The sequence below is a fragment of the Donghicola sp. XS_ASV15 genome (assembly GCF_041224595.1).
Lineage (GTDB): Bacteria > Pseudomonadota > Alphaproteobacteria > Rhodobacterales > Rhodobacteraceae > Donghicola.
The window spans coordinates 1-20,210 of the sequence record NZ_JBGFGN010000116.1 but is presented as its reverse complement, the minus strand read 5'-3'; the positions used below and the strand labels follow the sequence as shown (position 1 = coordinate 20,210).

General features: G+C 58.8%; 17 protein-coding genes. 9 read left to right on the top strand and 8 right to left on the bottom strand.

The genetic code is table 11. From position 1 onward, the window contains the following. Nucleotides 1-22: 22 nt before the first annotated feature. On the top strand, nt 23-1,372 hold the full coding sequence (locus AB9K37_RS05840; RefSeq protein WP_369835994.1) for a dicarboxylate/amino acid:cation symporter: 1,350 nt from the start codon (nt 23-25) through the stop codon (nt 1,370-1,372). 79 nt (nt 1,373-1,451) lie between these two features. Here AB9K37_RS05840 and AB9K37_RS05835 read toward each other — a convergent pair whose 3' ends face one another. From AB9K37_RS05835 to AB9K37_RS05825, 3 genes are all read right to left on the bottom strand, one after another. Further along, on the bottom strand, nt 1,452-2,510 hold the full coding sequence (locus tag AB9K37_RS05835) for an MBL fold metallo-hydrolase (RefSeq protein ID WP_369835993.1): 1,059 nt from the start codon (nt 2,508-2,510) through the stop codon (nt 1,452-1,454). A 227-nt stretch (nt 2,511-2,737) separates the two neighbouring features. Next, nucleotides 2,738-3,628 (bottom strand): DUF6635 family protein, encoded by an 891-nt coding sequence (locus tag AB9K37_RS05830; protein ID WP_369835992.1) that lies wholly within the window; start codon nt 3,626-3,628, stop codon nt 2,738-2,740. A 169-nt stretch (nt 3,629-3,797) separates the two neighbouring features. Beyond that, nucleotides 3,798-5,222, bottom strand: coding sequence for a DUF6880 family protein (locus AB9K37_RS05825; RefSeq protein ID WP_369835991.1), 1,425 nt, complete (start codon nt 5,220-5,222; stop codon nt 3,798-3,800). Nucleotides 5,223-5,504: 282 nt separating this feature from the next. On the opposite strand from AB9K37_RS05825, the gene AB9K37_RS05820 reads away from it, so the two are divergent. The 6 genes from AB9K37_RS05820 to AB9K37_RS05795 all read left to right on the top strand — a co-directional run bounded on the left by AB9K37_RS05820 (nt 5,505) and on the right by AB9K37_RS05795 (nt 12,101). Then, nucleotides 5,505-5,984 carry a hypothetical protein gene (locus AB9K37_RS05820; protein ID WP_369835990.1) on the top strand — a complete coding sequence of 160 codons (480 nt, stop codon included), beginning with the start codon at nt 5,505-5,507 and terminating at the stop codon, nt 5,982-5,984. Between the two features lie 638 nt (nt 5,985-6,622). Beyond that, nucleotides 6,623-9,109: a TonB-dependent receptor gene (locus AB9K37_RS05815; RefSeq protein WP_369835989.1), complete on the top strand. Its 2,487-nt coding sequence runs from the start codon at nt 6,623-6,625 to the stop codon at nt 9,107-9,109. A 75-nt stretch (nt 9,110-9,184) separates the two neighbouring features. Next, entirely contained in the window at nt 9,185-9,868 is a 684-nt protein-coding gene (locus AB9K37_RS05810) for a Fe2+-dependent dioxygenase (protein WP_369835988.1), read from the top strand. A gap of 1 nt (nt 9,869) precedes the next feature. Continuing rightward, nucleotides 9,870-10,754, top strand: a complete 885-nt coding sequence (gene exbB, locus AB9K37_RS05805; protein WP_369835987.1) for a tonB-system energizer ExbB — start codon at nt 9,870-9,872, stop codon at nt 10,752-10,754. Nucleotides 10,755-10,757: 3 nt separating this feature from the next. Beyond that, nucleotides 10,758-11,246, top strand: a complete 489-nt coding sequence (gene exbD, locus AB9K37_RS05800; RefSeq protein WP_369835986.1) for a TonB system transport protein ExbD — start codon at nt 10,758-10,760, stop codon at nt 11,244-11,246. Nucleotides 11,247-11,249: 3 nt separating this feature from the next. Beyond that, the gene (locus AB9K37_RS05795) at nt 11,250-12,101 is read left to right on the top strand and encodes an energy transducer TonB (protein ID WP_369835985.1); all 852 of its coding nucleotides are present in this window, start codon (nt 11,250-11,252) and stop codon (nt 12,099-12,101) included. Here the strand turns inward: AB9K37_RS05795 and AB9K37_RS05790 are convergent. After that, a complete protein-coding gene (locus tag AB9K37_RS05790; protein ID WP_369835984.1) occupies nt 12,086-13,168 on the bottom strand; it encodes an alpha-hydroxy acid oxidase in 1,083 nt (360 codons plus the stop codon). The two genes, AB9K37_RS05795 and AB9K37_RS05790, sit on opposite strands and share 16 nt — an antisense overlap. 249 nt (nt 13,169-13,417) lie before the next feature. Next, nucleotides 13,418-14,041 carry a CGNR zinc finger domain-containing protein gene (locus AB9K37_RS05785; RefSeq protein ID WP_369835983.1) on the bottom strand — a complete coding sequence of 208 codons (624 nt, stop codon included), beginning with the start codon at nt 14,039-14,041 and terminating at the stop codon, nt 13,418-13,420. Between the two features lie 234 nt (nt 14,042-14,275). Here AB9K37_RS05785 and AB9K37_RS05780 point away from each other — a divergent pair, with 234 nt between their 5' ends. Then, nucleotides 14,276-14,905, top strand: coding sequence for an FMN-dependent NADH-azoreductase (locus AB9K37_RS05780; RefSeq protein WP_369835982.1), 630 nt, complete (start codon nt 14,276-14,278; stop codon nt 14,903-14,905). A gap of 184 nt (nt 14,906-15,089) precedes the next feature. After that, nucleotides 15,090-16,151, top strand: coding sequence for a site-specific integrase (locus AB9K37_RS05775; protein WP_369835981.1), 1,062 nt, complete (start codon nt 15,090-15,092; stop codon nt 16,149-16,151). 123 nt (nt 16,152-16,274) lie between these two features. Here AB9K37_RS05775 and repC read toward each other — a convergent pair whose 3' ends face one another. The 3 genes from repC to repA all read right to left on the bottom strand — a co-directional run bounded on the left by repC (nt 16,275) and on the right by repA (nt 19,654). Next, entirely contained in the window at nt 16,275-17,336 is a 1,062-nt protein-coding gene (gene repC, locus AB9K37_RS05770; RefSeq protein WP_369835980.1) for a plasmid replication protein RepC, read from the bottom strand. A gap of 175 nt (nt 17,337-17,511) precedes the next feature. Beyond that, nucleotides 17,512-18,474, bottom strand: a complete 963-nt coding sequence (gene repB, locus AB9K37_RS05765) for a plasmid partitioning protein RepB (protein WP_369835979.1) — start codon at nt 18,472-18,474, stop codon at nt 17,512-17,514. A 1-nt stretch (nt 18,475) separates the two neighbouring features. Then, nucleotides 18,476-19,654, bottom strand: coding sequence for a plasmid partitioning protein RepA (gene repA / locus AB9K37_RS05760; RefSeq protein ID WP_369835978.1), 1,179 nt, complete (start codon nt 19,652-19,654; stop codon nt 18,476-18,478). Nucleotides 19,655-20,210 lie beyond the last annotated feature (556 nt).

The following is a 20,210-nucleotide window of genomic DNA, read 5'->3' as shown; positions in this document are numbered from 1 at the left end:
TTTCACAGCGCGGGAGTTTCCGATGAGTCAGACAGCTACAGGGATCAAGGGGATGTCCCTGACCACAAAAGTCCTGATTGGCATGGGGGCCGGCTTTGTTCTCGGGGTGATCCTGAACGCGCTCCAGATTCAGGCGATCAACACGCATTTCGTCAGCGGCTTCTTGGGGATGATCGGGCGGATGTTCGTGAACGCCCTGTCGATGCTGGTGGTGCCGCTGGTGTTCTTCTCTTTGATCTGCGGGGTCGCGGGCATCGGGGATATTCGCATTCTGGGACGCGTAGGCGGCAAATCCTTTGGCCTGTACCTACTGACAACGGCGACGGCGATTGCCGTCGCGATCGTCATGGCGCTGGTTGTCGGTCCCGGAAATGGTTTTGTGATGGAGGGGGTCGACACCTCTGGCGTGACCGCACGCGACGCCCCTTCGGTCTGGGAAACCTTTGCCGCGATCGTGCCGCGCAATCCGGTGGCCGCGTTTGCGGGCGGCGAGATGCTGCAAATCATCTTTTACACCATCATCCTCGGCGTGGCTGCGCTGATGCTGGGAGAGCGGTCAAAACCCTTTGTCGAAGCCTGCGAATATATGAACGAACTGATGATGAAGGTCGTTCAGATCGTGATGGCCTTTGCCCCGATCGGGGTCTTCTGCCTGATCTGCAAGACATTCACAGAGCAAGGCATCGGGCTGTTCATCCCCGTGCTGACCTATGTGCTGGTGCTGGTGGCCGCGCTGCTGCTGCACCTGTTCGGCACGCTGATGCTGTATCTCAAACTCTTCTCGGGTCTGAGCCCAATCATCTTCCTGAAGAAGATCCGCCCCGCGCAGATCTTTGCCTTCTCGACCGCATCGTCCAACGCCACCATCCCTGTCACCCTGCGCTGCGTGACCGAACGGATGGGTGTGAACAACTCTGTGGCCTCGTTCACCGTGCCTTTTGGCGCGACGATCAATATGGACGGCACCGCGATCATGCAGGGTGTCGCAACCGTGTTCTTGGCCAATGTCTATGGCATTGATCTGGGGGTCGGTGGCTATTTGACCGTCATTGCTATGGCTGTTCTGGCCTCTATCGGTACCGCGGGCGTGCCCGGTGTTGGCCTTGTGATGCTGACTATGGTGCTCAGCCAAGTGGGCCTGCCCCTCGAAGGGATCGCCCTGATCCTAGGCGTTGATCGCCTGATGGATATGATCCGCACCGCCGTCAATATCTCTGGCGACGCGGTCGTGACCACAATCGTGGCCAAAACCGAAGGCAAGATCGATATGGATGCCTATCTCGATCCGGCCACGGGCGAGCGCGTGGATGACAACCTAGAGATTGATCCCGCCGTCGAGGCCGAATTGGCGGAACTCGCCAAGCCGCATTAACCATTCTCCAAAGCGAAAAGAGGGGGCAGTTCGGGTCAATCTGAGCTCCCCCTTTTGAATTTAACGCGCCCCAAGGCGGTCACACTGGGGGAATCTCCCAGAACTCTCCGGCCTCTAGCGCCCGAAACCGGTCCGCGCGAAGCTCATGCTGGATCAACGCCGCTTCCAGCGCGAATTTGGGATCGTTCCGCCCCTCGTTGGTCAACTGGATCGTGCCCCAATGGTGCCCGATTGCATAAGCCGCTTTGGACAGCAGAAACCCTTGGACAGCCTCTTCGGGGTTTTGGTGCTGGTCGGCCATAAACCAGCGCGGATCATAGGCCCCGATCGGCAACAGCGCCGCGCGGATCGGGCCGAATTGACGATCCAAATCACGATACGGGCGCCCCCTGTCAAAGCCCGTATCACCGATAAAGACAACCGCACCGCCGGTCCCGGTCAGCACGAACGTGCCCCACAGCGCCATAGAACGATCACCAACCCCGCGTGCGCCCCAATGATGACAGGGCGTGCAATGCACTCCGAGTCGCCCGAATGTGGTGGACTGCCCCCAATCCAACACTTCCGTCCGCAAACCCGTCTCGGCGATAATCGTGTCGTTGCCCAAGGGCGTGATCACCAGCGGGTCATGCTCTGCCTTCAGGCGCGTCAGCGTGGCCAGATCCATATGATCGTAGTGGCAATGGCTCAGAAGAACGAGGTCAATGGGCGGCAAATCCTCGAACGGAATTCCGGGGACTGTCACCCGTTTGGGCCCCGCAAAAGACACTGGCGATGCCCGCTCGGACCAAACCGGATCGGTTAGGATGTTCAAACCCTGCATCTGGATCAGCATGGTCGCGTGTCCGACCATGGTGATTGTCAGATCCTCGACCCGCCTGGCAGGACGCACCGTGACAATGGGCACGTCGCTTGGCCAGTCGGCAGGAGCCTCGCCCATGCGCCACTTCAACAGATCGCGAAACCCTTTGGGCGGGCTTCCATCGGGGTTAAAGAACCTGACCCCGTCAAAATGATCGGAAACCGGCCCATCGTAATAGCGGTTTTTGCCGGTGCGCACTGCGGCCGCTGTGGCCCCGCCGACCGCCGAAACCCCAAGCACCGCCGCCACGGATTGAAGAAGGCTACGTCGATTCATTTCGGACTCCGGTTCTGTGCGGCTATGGCGCGGGCTGGTGCTACAAGGCCAATGTATAGGCACTCTCTTAGCGGATGACCTGTGTTTGCAGCATAGGCAGCCTGTATCTTTAGTCCTAATTTTCTGTTGCCAAGAGCCACTTCGGACAGAAACCAGTGATCAAGAACGCCTATGCCGGGCCAAAGGTGCTGCGGTTTAGCGACAGCCAGACCTGTCACCCAGGCACATTACCCCCGCAGCATCTTGAGCAGGGACATGGCAGCATCCCAAATATCGAAAACACGGGCTAGAAAATGCTCTCTGGCGACAAAGCGTTTTTCCTGCTGGCCGCCGATCTCTGCCTCGAATGTTTCGACCAAACGTCGCAGGCGCCTGTGATGGATCCCGAGCCGGCTTTGGACCGGGTCCGCAAACACACCTGCGAAACTGGTCACCAGTGCGCCGAGTGCCATCAGCACACAGACCGTTACACCCAGTTGCAGCGGGGTGGGGTCCACCGAAAACACCCCGTACCACCCTGCCCCCAAGGTCGCACCCAACGGAAAATTCGCAATCGCATCGCCCCGCGCGACCTGAGCTGCCACGCCAGGCGCCATGGAAATTACGCCGGGGGTCAGGGTTTGGAACACAAGCGCACCGATCCCGAGCGTGACAAGAGCCGTCGAAAACTCTGCAATCGCAGAGCGCGTCCCCGAGTACTCGGTCACGGCATCCAAAAGGCGGTCCGCCAAGGCGGGCCCCTTGTGACGGATCGCAGAGCGAAGATGCGGCGCGCCAAGGATCGCCTGTTGCAGATCGGCCCGTTCCAGTGGTCGCCGACTGGCAGGCATCGGGATCTCCAAAAGCTCGGACAGGATCAGCGTTTCGACCCGCGCCGCCACCGTGGTCCGCAACAGAAGCCGCCGGCTGGCCAACCAACGCGCTGCACGGCGCAAACCGATCTTTGCCAGTGCCCAAGACAGCAGACGTACGATCAGCAGAACCGGCGAGAGCAAGGCGTTTGCCGGCGCGCGCAACAGATCCAAACCCACCGCCGACCGGTGCAACCGCAAGCTGCCCCAGACCGAAAAATGCCGTGCAACAAAGCGATCCACACGCGCGTCTTGCGCAGCGAACATGCTGTGCCTCTCTGGCTGCGAAGGAGAGTCGATCTGTCTCACGGTTTGCGGGATATCAGACAAAAGCCTCTGCGCCATCAACCTAAGGTGGCTGGCCAGAACAGGCAGGCGATCAAAGGCGATTTTCCGCTCTTTCGCGGTTCCGAACCGTCCGACCTCCAGTTGGCATCTAGGGGTCCAGCCGTTCCCAGAAGGCGGCTTTGCGCCCGTGGTTCCGGCGCAACCCCTCGACATAGTCGAAATGGGTCGGGTGGCCTTGGTAGTCCACGATCTGCATATCCGCAGTAGCACAGCTTTCCAGATGCTTTACCGCATGGCCAAACCGTGCAGAGCGCCCCTTGCGGAGTGCGAAATCGATCATCGACCGCCAGATCACCACAGCCGCGAGCGGGTGATGCGCCTCTAGCCCCTCTGCGAGCGGCGAAAGAAGCTCATAGGCCTCGCCATCAATTTCGGTATGCCGCTCCATGACCAATTGCGCCGCCAAAGTCATGTCCTGTGCCCGCTGAGAATACAGAAGCGCAGGCGCAATCGGACGGTACGCCAAAACATGGGCACGGGCGCGATCTGCTGCTTCGATGTCATCAAAGTCTGGCAGAAGCTTCAGGTGACGTTGCAATGCATCAGGGCATAGATGGGTCTCGAATCTCTGCCACAAAGCCTCCTGCAAATCATCCTTGCGCCCCAGCGCATCGAGGCAGGCGAAATATGCCTCGTCCAAATCGGGCCGATCCCGCCCGTTGTCCCGCGATCTGGCCTCGAGAACCAGCCCCAAGGCTTCTTCGGCACGGCCCGCCAACCGCAAGCGATCTGCCGCAGCGGGCGCCACGGTCGGGCTTACTAGTTGCGCTTCTGTGAATTGGTCCAGCCAAGCGTCCACGTCCCCTTCCAGATCGGCCAGATCCTGAAGCAGCAGATGCAAGCGCCTTTGACGTGCGGCCTTGGCGCGCGCTTCGGACCGAGACGCGCCGGTCAAAACGGCATAGAGCGCGATTTCAGCCTCTGGCGCGGGCGCTTCGGCGGCCTCGGAAGCCAGCGTTTTCAGACGCTTTAGCCCTGCGGTGCCCAACGCCTCGGACACAGCCCGAACCCCGTACTCGAATGTCCCGAACACGTCAGAGACAACAGCGTCAAACACATCTTCGGCCAGATCCTCTGCCGGTTTTGACATCGACGGAGTCACCCGCGCCACGGCGTCCATCGCCTGAGTCATCACATCGCGGATTGCGCTCCATGCGTCATCCGTCCTTTGGTAGATCCCGTGGGCCAGATGCAACTGTTCCCACAGCAGCTCAAAGGCCAGATTGGGATCAGCCTCTGCGATCCGGGCTTCAATCATCTCGGTCAACTCAGCCAATTCCTTGGCCAAAACCCTCTGCTTTTTCCGAGAGATATAGCTGCGTCCTTTGCGGATCGTGGCAAAGCGTTTGCGCACATCCATCGCGATCGCCTCTGGCCCCTGATCCGCAGCCAGCACCAGACGGACCCGCCGCTGACGTGCGGCATCCCCTTTGACAGCCTCCAACAAAAGCTCTGCCAAGGTTTCCTCTCCCAGCGCGATCAAGTTCGCTTTGTTCAAAGCTTTTCCAGCCATATCCGCCCTATTCCAGTCCTCGTGCCAGCCAGCCCGCCGCAGCGCTCGTCGGTGCCTCGGGCAATTTGCCTAAGCTAGTCTGCCGGGTGTGCAACGCCAAACTCTTCTAAACCGCCCAAATCTGTCAGGTGTCGTTCGGGGTCTGGAAATCCATACAAATTGCAGGACAGCCGTATTCTTCATTGCGTGCAAATGCATGCGGTCTCTACACCTTGGACCAACCGGTGAAACGGACCCTGCCATATCTCCCCCGATGCCCAGAGGGGGTTCATAGGACAAAATATGAAACAGATCTTCCTTGCCCTCGTATTTTCTGCCGCAACAACGACAGCCGCTCTGGCGGGCCAATACTGCACATTGGACGAAAGCGTTATGTTTGCCTGCACCTTCAATGATGGCAAAAAAGCCGTTGAGGTGTGCGACACGACCTACTGGGCTGAGGGCGACAATGCGGCCTATGCCTTTTTCAAGACCACTGGCGAGGTCGAGAAAGAGATCATCACCGACAAGGCCAGCCTGATCGCCACGCCTTGGAACGGGGTCGGAAATACAATCTGGGAGACTGTGACCTTTTACTCGGACGACTACGGTTACGAGGTATGGTGGTCCATTGACCGAAATTCCGACGCTGTGCCTGTGGGCGGCATCAACGTCTTGCAAAATGGGGCGACGCTCGCGGAATTGACCTGCGACGCTGGTTCGGTGCAGCAGAATCTTGGCACCTTGGTCGAAGCTGTTGAGGCCGCTCAAGTATCACCTTGATATATTTTAGGGCTCTGGGAATCAGCAGGACTCACAGGGCGGACCCGCACTCAAGGCGCTTTGGTCTGCTACCACCGCGCTTGGCTGCTGAAGAAACGCCTCGTTGCAGCCCTTGGGTCAGGGATGCGCTTAGGGGTTAAGCCTCTGATAAAATTATGAAACCTACCTGATTGATCCGAAAACCCGTACTTTTGATTGATATTTAGGCACTAATTTAGATATTCCGCTAGTGCATAGCCGCACTGCAGCATTGTCCATTGTCAGAATGGACGGGATCGCTCATGTTAGAGACATAAGCCGTCGCCTCTCCTCCTCCCTGGCGACGACTTCGAATTTTGGCGGCACACATCTCCTCCTCCCTTGTGTGCCGCCTTTTTCTTTCCCGAACCAAGATTTTGAGCAGAGATGCGGCAGCCCGTGTGGGCCGCTTCTAGGACAATAATGTCTTGGCCGGTGGGCAGATCCCCCATTTCGCCCGATGGCGCGAATGTGCTGCTTCGCTGCAACGGCACATCAAGCACAGGTAAATTTCAGTCACGAAATCTTTACACGACTAAAAGACTCACCTAATAGGCGGCCAACCGCTAGCCAGATCTTATCAAGCTCGCCGATAATCTTATCAAAATTTGTGAGCGACCATGAAAAAGGATCTCCTGACGGTCTCTGCGCCTGAGCAGAGCAAGTCATCCACTCTCGGCGAAGTTCTGGGTCTATCGATTGCTGCTGCGTGTTTCGCGACCGCAGGCGCAAGCAGCGCCTACGCGCAAGAAGAAATCGTCCTGCCGACTGTAAACGTCGAAACCACCGAAGAAACCCCAGCAGCGCCTGCGGCCCCCCGTCGGACCACCAACACGCGCCGCGCTGCGGCTCCGGCTGCACCGCAGACCTGTACCCCCGAATTCGCGGGCACACCGGTCTGTGCAGCCCAAGAAGCTGCCGAAGCACAAGCGGCCGCAGAAGCCGCTGCCGCAGCCCAAGCCGCAGCTCAGGCATCGGCCGGCACAAACCCCTATGCTGACCCCGATGCGCCCTTCAAGGCCGACACCCTGTCGAACAGCAAACTGCCCGGCGAGATCATCGATACTCCCCGCACCGTGACCGCGATCACCAAAGAGGTTCTGGACACCACCGGTACCACCAGTGTTCGTGAAATCGCGCGCAGCACCCCCGGCATCTCTTTGGGCTTTGGCGAAGGCGGCAACAGCTACGGCGACAACCTTTACATCCGTGGCTTCAAGTCGACCAACGACCTCTATCTGGATGGCGTCCGTGACCCCGGCACCGCGATCCACGAGACCTTTAACACCGAGCAGATCGAAATCGTCAAAGGTCCGGCCAGTACCGTTGGCGGACGCGGCACCGCTGGTGGCGCTATCGACGCTGTTTCCAAGAAACCGCAGGACGTCGATTTCAACAAGGTGACCGGCGAAGTCACCAGCGCAGGCACCAAGCGCGTCACCGCTGACGTCAACCGCGCTGTGAACGACCGCTTCCAGTACCGCCTGAACGGCATGTATCAGGACGGCGCAGTCGCGGGCCGCGAGAACGTCGAAGATGATCGTCTGGGTGCGTCGATTGCGACCCGCTACAAGGTGATGGACAACTTCACGCTGGAACTGGACTACAGCTACACCAAGATGGACGGCCAACCTGACTGGGGCGTTCCATACATCGCAGGGCGCGGCCCGATCACCTCTTTGGGTGTGGATCGCGACACGTGGTACGGCATCACCGATCGCGACTTCCAAAAGAGCACCCAGTCGGTCGGCACTGCGCGCGGGATCTTTGAATTCGACAACGGCATGACCCTGACGAACACCCTGCGCTCATCGACCTCGATCCTCGACTACGTGGCTTCGGTTCCCAGCGGCATCGAAACCAACGACTCCAAAGACCCCGATGACTGGCTCGTCGCGGTTGGTGGCAAATCGGTCTATCAGGAAACCTACGTGCTGTCCGATACGCTGGAACTGACCGGCGAACAATACTGGGGCGGCCGCAAGCACGCGCTGACCTTTGGCGCGAACTTCACCGAAGAGAACGTCAAGAAGTGGGGCTATGACAACCTGACCTCCGAGGATTATCAGGCGCCCGACGGTTTCCGCGGCTGTGCCGTCTCGGCCACCGACCCTGACCAAGAAGCCGAGGGTTGCTGGAATGGCGACGATCCTGTGCGTAGCTCCAACGGGACCGAGACCAACGTGATCACCCACTCGCTCTATGCGATGGACACCGTCGAACTGAACGACCAGTGGCAGATCAACGGCGGCGTTCGCGTGGACATGTATGACATCACACGCAAGGGAACCGACTTCCGCTCTGGCGAAGCCTACGAGTATGATCGCAAAGACACCATGTGGAACTGGAACGCAGGCGTCACCTACAAGCCGCAGGACAACCTGAGCTTCTACGGTGCGGTTGCGACCTCGACCACGCCCATGGGTCAGGAAATCGCGTCGGGCGGCAGCTCTTTCTACGGCGGTCTGGATGAAAACGGTCAGGACCTGAAGCCCGAGCAGAACACCTCTTACGAGATTGGCGCGAAGTATTCGTACAACGACAATCTGCTGCTGACCGCTGCGCTTTTCCAGACCATTCGCGAGAATGGCCGCGAGGATGTGACCACTGTCGATCCCGTGACCTTTGAGCGTTCGAGCACCACTGACGATACCCTGAAGTACAAAATGGAAGGGATCGAACTGGGGGTCTCCGGCCGTATCGGCGACAAGATCGGCCTGTTCGGTGGCGGCACCTGGATGCGCAGTGAAATTCTGGACGCCAGCACCGACGACTACAAAGGCAAGCGCCTGCCCAACATCTCGCACTCGCAGTTCAACCTGCTGGGAACCTACGACTTCACAGACGAGCTGATGCTCGGCCTGCGTGCGAACTTCCAGGGCGAAAAAGATCTGGGGACCACCGTTCCCAACGGCAACACCCTGCAAGAAGCGTGGACCTGGGACATGGTCGGTTCGTATGACATCAACGATCAGGCAGAGGTGCGCTTTGGCATCACCAACCTGACCGACGTCACCTACTACGACTCCGCCTACCGTTCGGGCAGCCCGTTCACCTACGTGGCCCCCGGCCGCGAAGTCTCGGTGTCGATCGACTTCCGCTTCTGATCTTGTCCTAAGATTTCCCTCGGTGGGGCTGCCCTTGCGGGTGGCCCTACTCCAGTTTCACACAACAGGTGCACCATGCTGATCACGATCCCCCAAGTGCTCTCGAAGGAAGAAGTTGCCCACTGCCGCGGACTGCTGGACGCTGCCGACTGGCAGGATGGCAAATCGACCGCAGGTGCCCAATCCGCAGAGGTCAAAAAGAACCAGCAGCTGGACCCCACCAGCGAACTCGCGCAAAAAGTGGGACAGTTCATTCTGCAAAAACTGGGTCAGAACCCGACCTTCGTGTCGGCGGCTCTGCCCAACAAGATCCTGCCGCCCATGTTCAACCGCTACGCCAGCGGAGAGACCTTTGGCCTGCATGTGGACAATGCAATTCGTGTAAACCCCCTCACGCAGGACCGCCTGCGCACAGACTTGTCCATGACCCTCTTTTTCGCCGAGCCCGACGAATACGACGGCGGCGAACTCTACATCGAGGACTACTACGGCACCAAAGAGGTCAAACTCCCGGCCGGCGACATGGTCCTCTATCCCTCAACCAGCCTGCACGAAGTGCGCCCGGTGACTCGCGGTGCCCGCGTCTCCAGCTTTTTCTGGCTGCAAAGCATGGTCCGATCCGACGAGCACCGCCGCGTTCTCTTTGATCTGGACCAGACGATCCAGACATTGGCGATGCGCAACGGCGCTGACGATCCCGAAGTCGTCAAACTGACAGGCATTTATCACAACATGATCCGCATCTGGGTGGATACCTGATATGAAACGCATTCTCCTCATTCTTGCGGTGTTCGCCGCTCTTTTCGCAACGCGCGCGGTCGCTGCGGACCTGTCCGCATTTGCCGACCCACAGCAACTGCCCGCATGGGCCAAGCCGATGTATTTCGACATTCTGACCTGGCTGGACGAAAACAGTCAGGATCACATGTCCCCGGTGGGCATGTTCATGGCCGCCGACTGGGTGGTCAAAGGCGTGATGCTGTCGCTCGCCTTTGCCTCTGTGGTCACCTGGGTGATCTTTATCGGCAAGATGGCGTCCCTGATGCTGGCGCGCCTGTCCATGACCCTGAACTACCGACGCCTGGACAAACTGGCGACCCTGTCCTTGGGCGATCAGCCGCGGCTGCGCGGTGTCGTGGGCCGCATGGCCAAGGCGGCCCGCAAAGAGCGTGACGCCTCTGAAACCGTCAAGGCCACCAATGTCGGCGGCATCAAGGAACGCGTCTCCGCCGTACTTGTCCGGATCGAAGCAGGCTCTGCCCGCCGCATGTCATCGGGTACCAGCATTCTGGCGAACATTGGCTCGACCGCGCCTTTTGTTGGCCTGTTCGGCACGGTTTGGGGCATCATGAACAGCTTTATCTCGATCGCAGAAAGCCAGACCACCAACCTTGCCGTTGTGGCCCCTGGGATCGCCGAAGCGCTGCTGGCGACCGCGATCGGGCTGGTTGCCGCGATCCCTGCGGTGATCTTTTATAACGTCATCACCCGCAGCCTGAGCGGCTACAAAGTCATGCTTGGCGATGCGAGTTCACTGGTAGAACGGACCCTGAGCCGCGATCTGGACAGCGCTGCCCCTGCCGTGCAGCAGACCCAATCCGAGCCGGCGATGCCCCATAACGCAGCCATCACAGCGGCGGAATAACCCATGGGAGCCAAGCTGTCCGATACGGACGATCTGTCCGAAAACCACGACATCAACATCACGCCGTTCATCGACGTGATGCTGGTGCTGCTGATCATCTTTATGGTGGCCGCGCCCCTGTCCACCGTCGACATTCCCGTCGAGCTGCCCGTCGCTGTGGCAGAGCCCCCGACACGCCCCGAAAAGCCGGTGTTCATCACGATCCAAGAAGACCTTTCGCTTTCCGTGGGCGAGGTCGGCATCACGCTGGATGAACTGGTGATGGAGGTCGGCATCGCGACCATGCTCAAGCGCGACACACGCCTCTACATCCGCGCGGATGCGTCCGTCCCCTATGGCGAGTTGATCAAGGTGATGAACATGCTCAGTTCCGATGGTTACCTAAAGGTTGGTCTGGTGGGGCTTGACCCTGCATCCGCCGGCCCCGAAGCCGCCGAGGCCGCAGGCGCCCTGCCCCCGACGCCCCCCGCTGCTGCGCCGAGTGCCGAGTGAGCCATGTCTCTTGCTGATCCCATAACCCGCCCTGCCCCGCTTCTGTGGTCTGGCGCAATCGCTGCGGGCGTCGGTCTGCATCTGCTTGTGGGGGCCGCGATTTTTCGTCAGGCCCCCGAAGCCCCGCCACCTGTTGTCGAAACCGCAGAGGCTTCGATCGAGGGGGCCATGTTCTTTGACCTGTCGGATATCATCGCAGCGCCCGAAACCACCGGAGAGGACGCCGCCGCAGTCTCTGCCGCCGAGGATGCCCCCACCGTCACCGAAAGCGCCGAGGCCGTTGATCCCGCCAAGGCCGCAGACGAACCGATCCTGAACCAAGTCCCTTATGACGTCGAAGATGACGAACTGAAATTCGGCGTTGCCAGCCCCGACCCTGCAACGGACACCGAAGAGATCGCACACGAAACGGCAACCGAGTTCGATGAAGAACAGATCGAAGCCGAGAGCCAACTGGGGTCCGAGGCACGCGATGCCTCTGCCGGTTCGGTGTCGGGCGTTGACGCCCCCGAGGTCGCCGAAAAGGCTCAGGCCAAAGAAGAGGGGCTGAGCGCTGAAGCCACCGCAGAAATCATGGACTGGCAAAAAGACGTGGTGCTGCGCATCGGCAAAGCGCGCAAATACCCCGCTGAGGCCCGCAAGCAAAAGATCACGGGGACGGTCAAAGTCCGGTTCACCATTGATCGCTATGGCAACATCCAGTCCAAGGACATCGCAGAAAGTTCGGGCCACACGGTACTGGATAATGCTGCGCTAAAGGTTCTGGAAGACGTGGGCAAATTGCCGACCCCGCCGGTGCACCTCCGCGGGGACAGCTTCACGCTTGTCGTGCCCCTGAACTACCAGTTCAAATGAACCTTCTCTGGCGTGATGTCGGCACATGTCCGGCATCCCGCCAGCATCATGGCAATCTCGAACTCGTCCTGTAGCAGCCGCAGGACATGAGAGGCCCCCGCCGCTCCGGCAACGGCGAGCCCGTGGATCACAGGGCGCCCCACCATGACGGCATCTGCGCCCAAGGCCATGGCCTTGAACACGTCGATCCCGCGGCGCACGCCCCCATCCATCAGAACCGTGAACTCCGCGCCCACAGCTGCCCGCACCGCAGGCAAAGCACGCAGGCTGGCAATCGCCGCGTCCAGAACACGCCCGCCATGGTTGGACACAATCACCCCCGTTGCCCCGATCTGCTGTGCCTGCTTCGCGTCGTCAGGGTGCAGGATGCCCTTGATCATCACAGGTAACGGGGATGCCTCGATCAGCCACGCGACGTCCTCCCATCGCGGTGCGACATGGGCAATACGGTCGAAAATCGCGCTTTCTCCGTCATCAAGCGGCGCAAATTTGGGCGGCTCCACCCCCTCCAGATTGACCGCCCGCGTGCCTTCGGGCAGTACAAAGCCCGCTCGGATCTCTGAATCCCTGACGCCGTGGACAGGGGCATCCACTGTCAGGACGATTGCTTGAAATCCGGCATCCGCCGCACGCTGGCACAGCCCGAGCGTCGCCTCTCGCGTCCCAAGCCAATAGAGCTGGAACCAGAGGCAGCTTGCCCCGGCTTGGCGCACCATTCGCATGTCACAGGCAGATTGGGCGCTCAGGGTCATGAGCGTCCCTTGCGCCGCCGCTGCTTGGGCGGTTGCGACCTCTCCGTCCGGACAAAGCAACGTCTGATAGGCAAAGGGCGCTATGATGATGGGATGACTCATCCGAAGAGAGGCCACTTCGACAGCGGCACTCCCCGATCTAAGGTCACACAAGTGGCGCGGGATCACCGAGACCTGGTCAAAGGCAGCACTGTTTGCAGCCAAAGTCTTCTCGTTGCCCGCACCGGCAAGAAAGTAGGCTTTCACATCAGGGGCAAGGCAGTCGGCCGCTTTGGCCGCGTAGTCCGCAAGGGTGGGTTGCAAGTGTGTCGTCACCGCGTCCTCGGAAACTGGATGAACTTTGTTGGGCCGTCTTTAGACCCTTTGGGACCTAGCACAGGGGGTCGGCCACTTTAACCCTGCCCTCTTCGGTTGACTGCATTTAATGGCGCCCCATCGTCTCCAGCGGTACAGCCGCCAGAACGGCGTGAACGGCAAGGGAAACACCAGCGGGTTTTCGGTGCATTTCGCCTCGGCCTGAAATTGTCTGCTGACAATCGGCCGCGCCCTGCCCCGCCGCAGAAGCTAGGACCGTTTTCGGAACGCGGCCGCCTTGGCGCGGTTGCCACAGACCTCCATCGAGCACCATCGGCGCTTGTGGTTTTTGCTCACATCCAGAAAGAACAGCGTGCACCCCTGCCCCTCGCATTTGCGAAGATAGCGGAAGTCGGCCTCGGCGATCAGAGACGCGATAGAGAAGCCCAGACGCACGATCAGATCCACCGGTGCCCCCAAGGGGTGCACCTCGCGTTTCACGTAGCCCCTGCCCTCGCGACTGGACGTATCAGCCGGCATGAGTTGCCAATACTGCGGTCCGCGCCTGAGAAGCTCATTCAGCGTGGCAACAAAGGGATGATCGGTCGCTGTTAAGGCAGATCCGTGAACATCCTCGATAAACTCACGAAACTGCTCTCGCAGCCCGAGGATTTGCATCCGGGCGTCTTCCAATTCTGTTTCACAGTCGGGACGCCGGAAATGCGCCAACTCCGCCTCGGTGGCCAATCCAGCCGCCACCAGCCAATCCAAGAGATCCGCGCCTGTCGCCAGCCACTCGAATTGCTCCGACCGGGGCTTGGCCACGGTGTTCAGGAAATCAAGCGCAGGGCTCTCACCTACAAAGAATGGCGCTGGTCTGGTCTCTTGGGGCATGGCTCTGACGTCGTGACGGAATCCTCCTCTGTTAACCGTCTTAGGCAACTTAGACCAGTTACATCTGAACACAGGCCTTCACATTAAGTTTGCTGTTTCGATGGATTTTCATCCGCTACCAGATAACCGTTGATTGATCATTTTAACAGTTACTATTGGCCAAACAGGCCAACGGCATTTTTTTCACCGATCTTTCGACAGCCCGTTTTTTTGAAACATGCAAAGGATGTACGAATGACAAAATTGCTCTATGTCGCCGCCTCTCCTCGCGGGACCAATTCGCAGTCAGGCAAACTGGCCGACGCCTATCTCGACGCGCGGCTTGCTGGCGAACCTGAACTCGTGGTGGATCGACTGGATTTGTGGTCCGCTGATCTGCCCGAATTTGATGGGGACAAAGCCGCCGCTAAAATGACCTTTTTTGGCTTGGGCCAGATGGACGCGCCCCAGCAGACCGCGTGGGACCAGATCGTTGCGATCACCCAACGCTTTACCGACGCGGACGAGTACGTGTTCTCTGTCCCCATGTGGAATGGCGGAATTCCCTACAAGCTGAAACAATACATCGACATCATCACCCAGCCCGGCTTGCTCTTTGGATTCGATCCCGAAGCGGGCTATAGCGGGTTGCTCGAAGGCAAAACGGCTCAGGTCTTCTACACTTCGGGCGTCTATGCGCCGGGTGCTCCGGCAAAGTACGGAGCCGACTTCCACGCGACCTATCTGGACTGGTGGCTGAATTTCATCGGCGTCACCCAAGTGAACGTCACGCGGTTCCAGCCTTCGCTTCTGACCGCCGACCCGCAGGGCGATCAGGCCAAAGCCATCTCTCGGGCGCGGGAAATGGCTCTGCAACCCGCATAAGGTCACCGCCTTAGATATGGGTCGCACCCCAGCCGGTGCGACCCATCGTAATCCTGATTGCCCAATCGCCGCAGCGGCGCCCCCTGTACGGCTGACAATTCTTGGGTTGATCCCCAGCGCGTGATGACATCGCCCTCCGTTTGGCTTTATCCTCGGACTTCAGGCAGACGCAAAACGGGCACCCATGTCTCAGATTTCTCATATCCCTTCGACCGCTCTCACGCTTTCTGATGCGGACCAGCAGGCGCTTACGGACCTATATGTTCGGGGCACGCCTGCGAACACATTGCGCGCCTACGAAAGAGATCTGATCTACATCACCGCATGGAAAGCTGCACGGTTCGCCGCGCCTCTGGACTGGCCAGAGAAAGAGGACGTCGCCATCGCCTTTATTCTGGATCATGCGCGGGATCTCCGAAATGTGGATCGCAGTGATCATGGTCGGAATGCCGCTGCTGCGTTGATCACGGCCAAGCTTCGGAAGTCACTGGCGTGTCCCGCACCATCAACGCTGGAACGTAGAATTGCCTCTTGGCAAGCCTTCCACCGGATGAAGAACATAGCTTCGCCATTCGACATGCCAATGGTGCGGCAAACCCGCGCCAAAGCACGGCGTGCGGCGGCGCGAACCCGTGCGCCGAAGTCAGAGAAGCCGATTGTTCGCGATGTCTTGCAAGACATGTTGGCGACCTGCGAAGGGCAGGGCATTCGTGGTCGCCGAGACAAAGCAATCCTGTTGTTGGGGTGGGCCTCTGGCGGGCGTCGCCGGTCAGAGATAGCAGGTCTCATGTACGAAGATCTGGAACTGTCCGATTTCGCCGAAGAGGGCCTGATCTGGATTCAACTCGTTGGGACCAAGACCACCCAGAAGGGACGCACACCTAAACTCGTTCTCAAGGGGATCGCAGCGCGCGGATTGATGGACTGGTTGATCGCGAGTGACATCACAGACGGTCCATTGTTCCGACCGATTAGCAAATCCGGGCGGCCCTTGGCGCGTCCTTTGTCGGCGGATGGCGTCTATGAAATCGTCAAGAAGCGTCTTTCTCTGGCAGGTCTGCCTCGGAACTTTGCGAGCCCCCATGGATTGCGCTCTGGGTTTCTGACGCAGGCCGCTTTGGACGGGACCCCGATTCAGGCGGCGATGCGTCTCAGCCTTCACCGTTCGGTGGCGCAAGCCCAGAAATATTATGACGACATCGACATTGCGGTGAACCCAGCAACCGATCTTCTGGACAAGGACTGACGGCAAATTGTCAGCTGACAATCAAGGGCGCGCTAGAGCGCAGCAATGCCTGCGTTTCTGGAACAGCGCTTTGAAACGCATGACCTCGGAACGCTGTGCAGACATCTGAATATTGCCGGATTGTCAGCTGACAATCCCATTGACGGTGCGCAGCAAGCATTTCAAATCGAACTCGCCCGCCTTGGCCTGTTTGGTAAGATGCCGCAAATATCCGCCTGGATTGTTGATCTGCTCAAATCTTTCCAAAATGCACAGCACAGCAATCGGGGCGATATGCGATCCAAGATAGCGCTTTGCCACTTCGTAGACTGGCGCATCAATTCCCATCATTGGAACAAGGCTGGTCGCCTGCCGCGTGACATCAAGCCAATCACTTGCGCCATCTGGGAACATTTTTTTGTACTCTGGGAAATGGGCAAGCGTTCTTTCAAGGCAAGGTGCTTCGCTCAAATCTTCTTCTGAATCAGAGTTAATATTTTTTTCCTTATGTTGGTGGCGCTCATTTTCGCTGTCACTGACGCTCAAAACCGGTGAGGATGATGCGTTTTCAAATGCCTCCAACAGCACGCGGAGCTCTTCGTTGTTGTCCTTGCGGCGCAGCAGAAGCCGTGCTTGTGCGAAGAGGGGGCTGAGGGCGTGGGGCGCTTCGGGATCGATACCTTGGTCGATCAATGTGCCAAGCAGGTTTTGGCGAAGGCACAGGATCCGAGTCCGAAGAAGGCTGTGTTCTTCCAATCGCTGCTCTTGGCGCTCTGCTGCGCGGCGGAGATCAGCAGACAGCATCGCCAGAGGTCCAAGATCGAACCCAAAGGCACAGGCAATCCCTGAACCAAGCTTCTTGGCATATCGCTTGCGGTTTGGGCTGTCGAACCGAGCAATCACGCCGGCTTGAACCAGCGCGGCCAGATGACGGCGCAGTGTGCTTTCTGGCATTCCGCCGAGACGCGTGGACAAGGTCGCATTCGAGGCAAAGACGATCGACTGACCAAGACGGGCAGGGAGATCGCGCGCGGGAACAAAGGTCAAAAGACTGCGCAGAACGGCGATGCTGCGGTGGGACAATCCAAAGTCAGCGGCCGCGCAGGTCAAATCGTCGACCAGAGCCCATTTGTCATGGGCCGCTGGCCGATTGTCAGGCGCAGCCGATACCGGCCGCCCGACAAATCGGGTGGTGAGTGCTGTCATTTTCTGATCACGAAGGACGCAAAAATCCAGCCCCTGCCAAGCGACAGAGTTGACGGATTCGTTCGGAAGCTGTATCTCGAAGATGCTAAAGACGAGAAGGGCCTTCCAACTAGCTTGGGGGGCTTTTCTTATTTCGGGGTCCTAGAGTGTGCCTCCTTTGGTTATCTGCTCGTATTTATTCGCTTTGATCTGTCGACTGGTCTGATTGCCAGCGGGCAAACCATTCGTTCATCAACTCGCTGGCATTTTCTTCGATCCAGCGGTCGAAACCGGGTGTTTTGACGCTCAGGCTCAGCCCTTTGTCCGTCGCCTTGACCGTGGCGATTGCAGCGCCATCGGGGCTCTGGATCGCAGCTTTGCGGGCGGGCGCTTTGGGGGCAGGGGCCGTCGTGCGGTGTTTGTTCTGCGCGGCCAAAAGTACCGCTTCGAAACGGGCATCTGTCGCGAGGCTGGTGAACTCGGGCCGGCGCATGTAAATTTTGGCGCGGCCGCGGGCAGCCTGATCTGCAAACAGATCGACCAGCATCATCCAGCGCTCCCGGCCGATAGAAGGAGCGCGGCCAATCTCGCGGAGAAAATCCATCTCGAACGCCGTGCCAACCTTGAGCATACGGCTCACCATGGGCAAATCGATCGCCAGAGCGGCCGCAATTGTGGGCCGGTCATAGCCAGCATTCTGCAATTGGGCCGCGAAACTGGCTTTCTCAATAAAACTCAGGTCTGTGCGGGTGTTGTTCTCTTGGCCTTGCGCCATAACGAGCGCGTGGTCGTCCAGCTGGCGGACCATCGCTTTGACGGGCAAGCCCAGATCACGGAGCGCGGCCAAGCGGCGGCGGCCATACACGATCTCGAACCGTCCTCTGGAGGTCGGATGCGGTCGCAACAACACCGGAACTTGTTGCCCGTAGGTCTTCAGGCTTTCTTTCAGGCGCTCTTGCTCGACCGCGTCCAGACCAAGGCGGTCTTCGAAACCGGCATTGTCGATAAGCGCGGTGTCGATCTCTTGGACTGCGTTTTCCTGCATGCGGTTCAGACTGCTTTGCAAAGCGCCGACCGCACCTTGGGGCATCAACCTTTGGCGCTGCGGTGCGTCGCCCTTGGGAGAGATGTTGGTGTTCAGAATGCCTTTGCGTGCCATCTTAGCGACCCCATGCTTGTTGGATGAGGGACTCGACTTCATCATTCACGTCATTCAGTGAATCCACCGCACGGTCATACGTATTTCGGTTGAATTGACTGCGTTCGACTTCGTAAATTGTTTGATGCGTCAATCCTGCGTCAGAGATCGCAGTGGATTTCAGCATCGAGGCGGTCATGACTTCTTTGCCAAAAAGGTTGCGCAAGAACGCCACAACCTGCTGCTGGGGTCCATCATTCGGCTCGAGCCGGTTGATGAGGAACCGCATGAAATCATAGTCCATTGTCGCGCCTGCGTCCGACACAACGTCCAGCAGGTCCGCACTCATTTGCAGGAACTGGGACATAGAGGCGACGTCCAGCATGTTCGGCACAACAGTAATAAAAAGACCAGTCGATGCACAAAGCGCCGACATGGTCAGGTACCCCAATTGGGGTGGGCAGTCGAAGAGGATCAGATCGTAGTTGCCTTCGACCTCGGCAAGAGAGGCTGCCATGCGGGCAAAGAAGGCAGGCTGGACGTTGTCCATCAGTGCACGGGGCGTTTCATGCTCGAACTCTTGCAGCATGAGGCTCGCCGGAGCCAGATCAATCCCGGTAAAGAATGTCTTCTGGATCACCGCCGAGAGGGGCAGGGGATCATCATAGCGGATCGCGTCATAGATCGTGCCGACTTCGGCGAAGTCGACTTCAGGACGATACCCGAACAAAGTCGTCAGCGAGGCCTGCGGGTCGATATCGACGCACAGAACCCTGTAGCCCTTCAGCGCCAGTCGCTGCGCGGTGTGAATTGTGCTGGTGGTTTTTCCCGAGCCGCCCTTGAAGTTCAAAAAGGACAGGACTTGGATTTTGTCACCGGGGCGCCGCCCCTTGCGATAAGTCCCGGGAACTTTGGCCGCGCTGTCCAGATAACTTCGGATCGCCTCGAGATCGTCGGCGCTATAGGATCGACGGCCACCCGCACTGGTCAGCACCTCGTCGATTTTTTCTTCCATGTGCAGCTTGCGTAGGAAAGAGGTCGAAATTCCGAGCAAATCCGCCGCTTCGCCCGCCGAAAAGAGCCGCAGCTCCTTGCGCGCGTCCGGTGCGAAGGCAGTCATCATGTGGTTTTCAAGCGCAGCAGTGATGTTTTCCGCATTCATACGGATCCGTTCATTGATGCGGATTGAAGTATCGCTCATAGTCCCACCAGTCGCGCAGACATACGGGATTTGTGGATGCGCATCCTGCGCTCTCCCTTTTGCCTGCTTCTTGTAGTAACGCTGTTTAGCGCCATGCTCATTTTTAACGTTTCTATAGCGGGCATTTCCGAGTCGGCGCAAACAAATTCTGTAATGTCAGCTGTATTGTGTCCGAAGGGGACAGGCGCATCTCTTCACCCATCTGCTGAGAAAACGCGCCTAAGTCCAAGAAATTATGGGAAAAAGCTGATCTAGGCGGCGTGGCGTGCGCTTGGCCCCGTTTTGAGGCCGCATGGCGCGCAGGGCTGCCCGATGCGGTCTGCCAGAGAATCGGTGCATACTGGCGGGCCAGCCGTCACCTTTGGATGTTAGCGACGGACCGTGCGGTCAATTGAGCCTGCGCGCTCTCGACCTTCGGTGTGAACGGCGGAGCAATACTCGGCCACGGTAGCGACGGCATAGTGTTGTCGCGGGCGGCGTAAAAGTCGTCCACTTTTGCCCTTTCGGATTTCGGGAGGGCTTGGGGATATACACCGTGGACTTGTATTTGAAGGTG

Bases quoted from the DNA above. Each gene is read 5' to 3' on its own strand.
- exbB (WP_369835987.1), top strand. From the start codon at position 9,870: ATGAAACGCATTCTCCTCATTCTTGCGGTGTTCGCCGCTCTTTTCGCA.
- AB9K37_RS05785 (WP_369835983.1), bottom strand. From the start codon at position 14,041: ATGCCCCAAGAGACCAGACCAGCGCCATTCTTTGTAGGTGAGAGCCCT.
- AB9K37_RS05825 (WP_369835991.1), bottom strand. From the start codon at position 5,222: ATGGCTGGAAAAGCTTTGAACAAAGCGAACTTGATCGCGCTGGGAGAG.
- repB (WP_369835979.1), bottom strand. From the start codon at position 18,474: ATGGCACGCAAAGGCATTCTGAACACCAACATCTCTCCCAAGGGCGAC.
- AB9K37_RS05830 (WP_369835992.1), bottom strand. From the start codon at position 3,628: ATGTTCGCTGCGCAAGACGCGCGTGTGGATCGCTTTGTTGCACGGCAT.
- exbD (WP_369835986.1), top strand. From the start codon at position 10,758: ATGGGAGCCAAGCTGTCCGATACGGACGATCTGTCCGAAAACCACGAC.
- AB9K37_RS05820 (WP_369835990.1), top strand. From the start codon at position 5,505: ATGAAACAGATCTTCCTTGCCCTCGTATTTTCTGCCGCAACAACGACA.
- AB9K37_RS05810 (WP_369835988.1), top strand. From the start codon at position 9,185: ATGCTGATCACGATCCCCCAAGTGCTCTCGAAGGAAGAAGTTGCCCAC.
- AB9K37_RS05835 (WP_369835993.1), bottom strand. From the start codon at position 2,510: ATGAATCGACGTAGCCTTCTTCAATCCGTGGCGGCGGTGCTTGGGGTT.
- AB9K37_RS05775 (WP_369835981.1), top strand. From the start codon at position 15,090: ATGTCTCAGATTTCTCATATCCCTTCGACCGCTCTCACGCTTTCTGAT.
- AB9K37_RS05780 (WP_369835982.1), top strand. From the start codon at position 14,276: ATGACAAAATTGCTCTATGTCGCCGCCTCTCCTCGCGGGACCAATTCG.
- repA (WP_369835978.1), bottom strand. From the start codon at position 19,654: ATGAGCGATACTTCAATCCGCATCAATGAACGGATCCGTATGAATGCG.
- AB9K37_RS05815 (WP_369835989.1), top strand. From the start codon at position 6,623: ATGAAAAAGGATCTCCTGACGGTCTCTGCGCCTGAGCAGAGCAAGTCA.
- repC (WP_369835980.1), bottom strand. From the start codon at position 17,336: ATGACAGCACTCACCACCCGATTTGTCGGGCGGCCGGTATCGGCTGCG.
- AB9K37_RS05795 (WP_369835985.1), top strand. From the start codon at position 11,250: ATGTCTCTTGCTGATCCCATAACCCGCCCTGCCCCGCTTCTGTGGTCT.
- AB9K37_RS05840 (WP_369835994.1), top strand. From the start codon at position 23: ATGAGTCAGACAGCTACAGGGATCAAGGGGATGTCCCTGACCACAAAA.